1 pseudogene is annotated in these 8,324 nt (G+C 48.4%); it reads right to left on the bottom strand.

Annotated elements, in window-relative coordinates:
* A pseudogene (gene siiE, locus ACLD4K_RS21515) lies at positions 1–8,324 on the bottom strand (non-fimbrial adhesin SiiE); the annotation flags it as partial.

Below are 8,324 nucleotides of genomic sequence, written 5' to 3'. Positions count from 1 at the left end.
CTGAAACGCCATTGTCTTCACCTGCTGCCAGCGCAATCTCTGGCACCGTAAGCGTACTGTCGATCGTAACGGTAATGGGTAACGAGTTTTTCTGATTACCCGCGGCATCGCTTGCGATTACCGATATCGTATAGGAACCATCAGCTAACGGTGTACCTGGCGTAAAGAACCAAACGCCATCGGCATTTTTTTCAGCATTATATACGGTCCCATTGATATCGACCTGAACAACCACAACATCGCTTTCCAGATTCCCGATAATAAAGGTAGGCTGATTATCTCGCGTAATATTATCGCCCACCGTACCACTGTCTGAGTCTGGAGATAATGAAATAACAGGAGTCTCTTTCATGATATCGAGAGGGACATCATCACTCCGGTTACCAATCGCATCCACACTCGTAATGGTAAACTTCCCTTCCGATGGATACGGGATCGCCATACTCCATTTACCATTATCAGGAACGGTTAACGTATAAGTATTCCCATTACTATCGGTTATTATTAGCTGAGATTTGGCTTCCGCCGTCCCCTGCATAATAATTAGATCGTTGACAATATCTGAATAAGTTACGACCGGAGCGTTTGGCGGCGTTCGATCAATAAATATTTCATGTACCTCTTCCTTACGGTTGCCTGCGTTATCCTCAATACTCAAAGTGATATCGTATTTCCCTTCCGGAAGCCGATCGGTCGATAATTCCCACAACCCATTAGCCGCAACGACAGCGGTTGCCAGCGTGACCCCTGCCACGATTAATGATACCGTAGCGCCAATTTCCCCCATACCTCTCATGGTAATAGTGGAGCTATTACTCCACCATTCCGTTTTCGATAACGATTTATTGTCATCAAGCTCGCTGGTAAATACCTTGATATGCGTATCGACCCAAATGGAATAGTTTTCCTGATTTATGTTACCAGCACGGTCCGTAGATTTAACATTGATATCCAGTTGGCCTTCTGTGAAATAAAGCGGGTTCACCGGCATCTGCCAGTGTCCTTTGTCATTAACCCAAACCTCTCCCACATTTAAGCCATTGATGATGATTTCTATTTTGCTATTGGGCTCGGCACTGCCACTAAACAATAAGTTACGCGTCGTGTCCGTTATATATATTTTGCCATCACTACCGGTCATCTCTGCTAACGTTTGACCGTCGATAGAATCAATAACGACAGGTGTCGAATTAAAGGTATCTATAGTAAAGTTTAGCGTTTTCGAGGTAGCCGTGTTGCCTGCTTTATCGGTGATAACATAATAAATGCTATGGGAACCATCGCCCAACGGTGACGCAGGTCGATAAACTTGATTTCTGTCGGTCACCGTGATCGTATCGACTAGCACCCCATCAATGAAAACCTGAACACTCTGGTTCATTTCTCCAAAAATACTAAACGCAGGCCGGGTCTGACTCGTTATACTATCATTACCGAAAATACCATTATCAGAACCTGCCATCATAGCAGGATTATCGATAAACGTGCTGGTATCTATCGTGACGAGTAAGCGAGGCGATTCTGCCGTATTACCTGCCGGGTCTTCGGCAACCACACGGATAGAATATTCACCATCTTTTAACGCATTATCAAACTGATAGGACCAGGTTCCATCTTCAAGCACAAGCACATTTGCCACGATCTTTTCATCCACATAAATATGGATTGTGGCTCCCGCTTCTGCGGTGCCAACTAACACAGGCTTGTTGTGATTAGTAATCAGATCGTCACGTGAACCAGAGTTGCTCGCATCTTCAAGGTTGAGCGTTGGGAAGGCGGTTGATGAATCGACATCCACGCTATAATTCTTGCTCACTTCAGTGTTGCCAGCAACGTCAGTAATGCTGAAATGAATATTAAACGTACCATCATCTTGCAGCAGTATCGGCGCGTGCCATGAGCCATCAGCCTCAACCATAACAACGTTGACTAATTTACCATCGACAAAGATGCTGATCTGAGAACCAGCCTCCCCGACGCCTGAGACTGACAATGCCCGGTTATTAGAGAGGGGCGGTAATGAATCTTCATGAATGTCAAAGACAGCAATTTGAGAATCGATTGTCACGGTTGTCATCGCAGACTCAACCCGGTTACCAGCAGTATCCGTAGCAACAAATTGCACCTGATATTCGCCGTCGGCGCTATTTGCCGGCATGGTATAGCTAATATTACCTGACGAACTCGCCTCTACTGTGCCTTGTAACACACCATTAATATAAACCTGTACCGTCGCGCCGGGATCGGTCATGGCAACCAGTACCGGAGACTTATTATTGGTAATCAGATCATATTTATCACCGCTATTAGTATCCCGACTTAATGAAATATCGCTGATTTCAATCTGCGTATCATGTTCTATCAGAATATCTTTTTGTTGACTGTTGCCCGCTTTATCTTCCGATACCACGATAAAGGCATTACTACCTTCACGCAGATCTAATTCTGCGCTCCATCGACCATCATTGCCTACCACCAGGGTAGCAATAACCACCCCCAGCGGATTCCTGATGGTTAAAGTACTTCCGGCTTCGGCAGTACCATCGATGGTGACATGAGGTTTATTGGTGATCCAGTCGCCAACTTTGCCACTGTCGTCAGCTTCGCGTAATACCACGGTTAACGGCGAAATTACCGTATCCAGTATCACATTCTGCGGACCAAACTCTCTGATATTGCCGGCAACATCTTCAACTTTAAACGTTAATACATAATTACCGTCATTACCCAAAGCGGGTAATACTACGCCCCAGTGCCCTGCGCCTGTCGTATAAGCAATCGCTTTTTCAACGCCATTCACAAAGATAGTGATTTTGCTGTTTGGCTCACTGGTGCCGCCAATCTCCGGCGTCACCGTATTGATATATCCGCCCTCATGCATTCCAGATATATTCCATACCAGTTCAGCAACCTCGGTATCGATAGTGACATCAACGGCGGTGGAACGCAGTTCGCTATTATCGCGAGGGTTGACGATACCCACCTGGACGACATAGTGGCCATCTTTCATTTCCGGTAACTGGAAAGTATATCGACCCGCTGTATCCGCTGTCGCCTCGCCGACCTTCACGCCATCCACATAAATACTCACAATCGTATTAGGTAACGTGCTCCCAACTAGGGTCGGCGTTTTATTATTCGTCGTAAAGTCTCCTAAGGCGCCACTATCGCTCTCCTCGCTGAGCTTTATGGTTGGAGGCGTGACATCAATAACAGGTATTACGACAGGAAAGTCGACCTGCGACGATTCATTACCCGCTTTATCTTTGGCAACAATGCTCACAACATAGGAGCCTGGCGCCAATACTGATGGCGGCGTCCAACTCCATTCGCCATTCGCATTGGCGTTTGCGGAGCCGACCACTTTCCCATCCCACTGAATCATAATCGTCGAGAACGCTTCGGCGAACCCTTTGAACTCAGGACGCAGGCTGGTTGCTTCATGCTGATCATCAATAGATGGATCCGAAAGGCGAATGGTGGGATCGATCGTAACCGTATCGATAGTGAATCTTTCCTGCGTTTGCGCAGTATTTCCCGCGACATCTGTTGCGACGACGTTGATGGTATACATGCCATCCGGCAGTATATTCGGCGTCACACTCCAGTTGCCATCGGCGCCAACCGTAATCGTTTGTTTTAAAACCTCCCGACCTGACTTATCGTCAACAATGGTAATCACCAGTTTCGCATTGGGCTCTGCAGTACCTTCGAATTTGGGATTTTGCTTATTCGTAAGGTTATCGCTATTGGAATTTCCGGTATCAGACGCTGGATCCATTCTGACACTGACGCTTGTCGTGGTATCAATGGTAAAGGGCAGCGTAGTTTCAGAAGTATTTCCGGCAATATCTCTGAAGACGACAACGGCTTCATATACGCCATCGTTTAACGCAACGGGAACCTGAAATTCCCAGAGGTTATTGCCATTTACCGTAACCGGATAAGAAATGCCGTTAATTCTGATTACAACAGTATCAATATCGGCGGGTACATTGCCAATAACGAAACGTGGTTTAGTGACACTCGTAATATTATCAACAGCGCTTTCGCCAGTATCATCCGCATCCAGCAAATCAATACTGGGATCAGAAATAATAGTGTCTATTGTGAATGATACCTCTTTGCTAATTTTATTACCTGCGATATCTTCAGCCACTATTTCTATTTTGTACGTTCCATCCACTAACGGTGTATCAGGGGTAAACAGCCATTTATTACCTGCCCCCTGAGTCAGTGTGCTGGACTTCCCGTTTAAAATTACCGTCACGCTCTGCAGCGGTTCTCTGGCTGAAATTTCAAAACGTGGAGAGGTAATATTCGTAATACCATCCGTAGAATCCTTTCCGGCGTCGTCCAGCATCACGACGCTCAGGCCGTCAATCTGCGTATCCACGGTGAAGCCCAGCGTGGAATTTGCCGTATTCCCTGCCCGATCCGTCGCCTGGACATGGAGAGTATAATGACCATCAGGCAATGCGCTACCTGCAGTAAATTCCCACTGCCCGGCCGCATTTTTACTGATGGGCGTCCAGTTTACGCCATCGAAAGAAACCAGCACCGATGTCACATCATCAGGCGTTGCAATTTCAAAAGAGGGACGGGTAGCATTGGTGACATTATCGTGATCGTTGACGCCGCTATCTGTTGTTAACGTAACACTGTCAATCTGAACCTGCGTGTCGATTTCAATCTGCAGTTCGGCCGATGTTTTGGTATTACCAGCAATATCCGTTACGGTAACAGAGATCGTATGCTGACCGTCAGACAGCGGTTGATCCGGCGTAAAGGTTAAATTCCCCCCTGTGTTTTCAATGGTGTAATCCCGACCATCAATATGAACCACAATGTGTGAGACATCATTATCGACATTACCGATAATAAACACCGGTTTGTTAATCCTGGTAAGATTATCATTAGTATCATCACCAGTATCATGGGTGGGATCGAGTACAATTGTCGGCTCTCGCAGAGTCGTATCAATCGTAAACTGCAGCGTTTCTTGCGCAACGTTGCCGGCGATATCAGTCACATCAACCAAGAGAGTGTGTTGCCCATCAGGTAATGCCGAACCGACATTAAATATCCAGCGGCCATCCCCTCCTTTTGTGAGTTCAATCCAATTAGCGGCGTTATCGATTTTAACGCGCACATGGGTAATATCATCAGCGGTAACAATACTAAACTGCGGCTTGTCGACTTTGGTAATGTTATCTACATCGCTATCGCCGCTATCTGTAACCAACGTGACGCTTTCAATTTCAGCCGTCGTATCTATCACAACAGGTAATGGTTTCGATGTCGCGGTATTCCCTGCCTTATCTTCAACCGTAACGGTAATATTATAAGAACCATCCGGAATGGCATTGCCTGGCGTAAATTGCCAACCAGCCCCAACCTTAGTCGCGTTATAATCATGACCATCAATCGTCACCACGACTTTGATAACATCGGGGTCAACATTACCAATCGTAAAGGTGGGTCGTGAAATATTAGTAATATTATCGGCTGTATTCGCTCCGGTATCTTGTCCTGCGCTTAAAGCGATAGTTGGAACCTGTATACGGGTATCGATATTAAATACCAAATCTTTATTCGCAATATTACCGGCCTCATCAGTGACCTCTACGCGAAGGGTATGAGTACCGTCACCCAACGTGTTCGGACTTTCAAAAATCCACTGCCCGTCGGCATTTTTCCGTACCAAACTCCAGCTAGTGCCACCATCCAGGGTTACGCGTACCTGAACGACATCAGCGGGAACGTCAATTCTGAATGACGGTTCAGATACATTCGTTAATTGATCATCCTGTACGCCGGTATCAGTAAGCAACACGATATTATCAATGGTCGTTGTCGTATCAATACGCACCTCTAAGGGTGCCGATTCTTTTACGTTCCCCGCCAGATCTTCTACCACAACGACTAGCTGGTAAGCGCCATCAGCCCAGCTCGCAGAAGGGCTAAAACTCCATTGACCATTGGTGAATACCGCAGCTTCCTCGTGCGTTTTACCATTGTGGGTTACTTTGACCATCACACGGGTAACGTCAGCGTCAATCTGATGTATATCGAATACTGGCCGATCGTGATTGGTGAGGCGATCGCCGACAGTACCGCTATCTTCGCCAGCCGCCAATTCAATGGTCGGCGTAGACAACGTACCGTCTATCGTCACCGTTAAAGGTGCGGATGTTTGCTGATTACCGGCCACATCCGTTACCGTCACGGTGAATGTGTAGCTACCGTCACCCAGGGCGGCATCCGGTCGATAGCGCCAGCCGTCGGCTGATTCGGTGAGTACCACTGTTTTAAACGTACCGTTATGCTCAATATTCAATACAACATGTTGAACATCTTTATCGATATGGCCCAACACAAATAACGGCTGAGTGACGCTGGTCAGATTATCGTTCTTAATCTGGCCGGTATCCTGATCGGGCGCTAACTCAATGGTTGGCATCGAAAGTGTAATGTCGATAGCAAAATTAAGCGATTGTCTCGTCGTATTACCCGCAGCATCAGTTGCCTCTACTGTCAGGGTATGCTGTCCCTCTGGCATATCTGTCGGCCAGGTGTAATCCCAGATGCCCTGCGTCGGGCTCTTTGTCGCGCTAAACCAGGTTACGCCGCCATCAATACTCAGCAGGACCTTTTCCACATCCTTCGGTACCGAGATCTGGAACTGCGGACGCACATGTTTTGTCACATTATCGCCAGGGACGCCGCTATCGTTGACTAATTCAATATGATCAATGGCTATTTGCGTATCCACTGTCACCGTCAGTGGCGTAGACGGACGCGTATTTCCCGCCCGATCCTCCACTGTCACCGTCAGCGTATAATCACCGTCGCCCCACGGCGCTGGCGGTGTAAAGCTCCACCCTCCAGCCCCCTGTGTCGCGGTAAACGAGGTTGTCGTTCCATTATGCGTGACGCTGACTGTAACGTTGATAACATCCGAATCGATATTCTGCAGAATAAAGGTCGGTCGGGTGCGATTGGTCATATCATCGCCAGGCGTACCGGTATCATCCGCGCTGTCCAGCGCAATGGTCGGTGTCGACAACCGGGTGTCGATGAAAAATTCGAGCGTTTGCGTCGCCGTATTGCCTGCCGCGTCGGTGACCATGACGGTTAGGGTGTGTTTTCCATCGCCCATATCCGTTGGCCAGGTATAGCCCCAGACGCCTTCAATACCCTGCGCCGCGCTCACCCAGTTTGCGCCCCCATCAATGCTCAGTTGCACAGAATTCACATCCGCCGGCACCGTGATCTCAAACTGCGGACGGGTGCTGTTAGTTAGATTGTCATCAGGCACGCCATGATCATTGACCAATGTAATATCAGTAATGCTGGTTTGCGTATCTACCGTCACTATCAGCGGCGTGGACTGACGAACGTTTCCTGCGTTATCCGTTACCTCTACCGTCAGTGTATAGCTACCGTCCGCCCAGTCAGCATCTGGCGTAAAGCGCCACTGTCCTCCAACCTGGGTTAGTGTCACTTCCTCGCTATTGCCGCCCTGTGTGATCCGCAAAATGACCGATTGCGCATCGGAGTCAATATTGCCAATGGTAAAGCCCGGTCTTTTGACGCTCGTAATATGATCGCCAATGGCACCTGTATCGTCCCTGCTATCCATAGTGATGGTAGGCGTTGACAGCCGGGTATCAATGGTAAAATCGAGCGTCTGCGTCGTCTTATTTCCCGCCTTATCGGTCGCTTCTACCGTCAGGGTATGTAGCCCGTCGGTCACATCTTTCGGCCAGGTGTAATCCCAGATCCCTGCCGTGCCCTGTGTTGCACGAACCCACGTATTACCGCCGTCGATACTCAGACGTACCTCGTTGACATCCCCTGGCACCGTGACGCGGAAGTGTGGACGAACGTCATTGGTCAGGTTGTCGCCGGGAATACCGTTATCATTAACCAGTTCAATAACATCAATGGTGATTTGGGTATCAACCGTGACCGTCAGCGGCGCTGAGTATTTTACGTTCCCTGCATCATCCTCCACCCTCACCGTCAGCGTATAGTCGCCATCTGCCCATGTGCCGGTCGGTGTCACGCTCCAGATGCCGGTCGCGCCTTTGGTGGCCGTCAGCACTTCTTTCGTGCCGCCATGCTGCACCTCAACCGTGACATACCGCGCGTCTGCGTCAATATTGCCCAGTATAAACGTCGGCTTATTCGCGTTGGTCAGGTTATCGCCTTTTGTTCCGCTGTCGTCCGTGCTGTCCAGCACGATAGTCGGTTCTGACAGTAGGGTATCGATGATGAAGTCCAGTTGCTGCGTCGTTTTGTTTCCCGCCTTGTCGGTC

Source organism: Salmonella sp. 741265055_HSA (genome assembly GCF_046569525.1).
In the GTDB taxonomy this organism is placed as follows: domain Bacteria; phylum Pseudomonadota; class Gammaproteobacteria; order Enterobacterales; family Enterobacteriaceae; genus Salmonella; species Salmonella enterica.
The sequence above is the reverse complement of the archived record's forward strand: the minus strand, read 5'-3'. Positions and strand labels throughout refer to the sequence as shown.